Below are 633 nucleotides of genomic sequence, written 5' to 3' on the forward strand. Positions count from 1 at the left end.
AGCCCGTAGGCGGCGGCCTCGCCAGCCTTGCCCAGGGCGAGCAGCGGATGCCGGGCCAGGGCGAGCCCTCCGTTGGCCTCGAACACGCCGGTCACCTCGGCGCCCGCGCCCGCGAGTCCCGCCGCGACGGGCAGCAGGAACGGCCCGCTGCCGGCCACGACGATCCGGCGCCCGGCCACCACCCCGTTGCCCTTCAGCAGCGCCTGGGCGCCTCCCGCGGTGAGCACCCCGGGCAGGTCCCAGCCGGGGAACGGCAGCGGCCGGTCGTGGGCGCCGGTGGCGATGAGCAGGTGCCGGCCGCGGACGGTCACGGGGGTTCCCTCCGGGGTGAGGCAGCGCAGGGCCGGCTCGCCGTCGTGTTCCACGGCCCACACCTGGTGGCCGAGGAGGAGGTCGGCGCGGTCCGTGAGGGCGCGGCTCTGCCGTACGAACCTGTCGAACCCCCGCGTGTCCGGATGATCCGGTGTGGCGGGGTGGCGGAAGTACTGGCCGCCGAGCCGCGCGCCGGAGTCGACGAGGACGACGCGCAGCCCGGCCAGCGCCGCCGTGAGCGCCCCCGCGACCCCCGCGGGCCCGCCGCCGATCACCGCGAGGTCGTACGTCATCGGCCCTCCCCCGGACTGGAGCCGGACT

Annotated in this window: 1 protein-coding gene; it reads right to left on the minus strand. The window is 77.6% G+C overall.

The window, feature by feature from the left end; all coding sequences use genetic code 11:
- On the minus strand, positions 1-605 hold a 605-nt coding region (locus tag DQW85_RS21760), incomplete at its 3' end, for an NAD(P)/FAD-dependent oxidoreductase (protein WP_113702117.1).
- Between the last annotated feature and the right edge of the window lie 28 nt (positions 606-633).

The sequence above is a fragment of the Nonomuraea lactucae genome (assembly GCF_003313395.1).
GTDB lineage: Bacteria > Actinomycetota > Actinomycetes > Streptosporangiales > Streptosporangiaceae > Nonomuraea > Nonomuraea lactucae.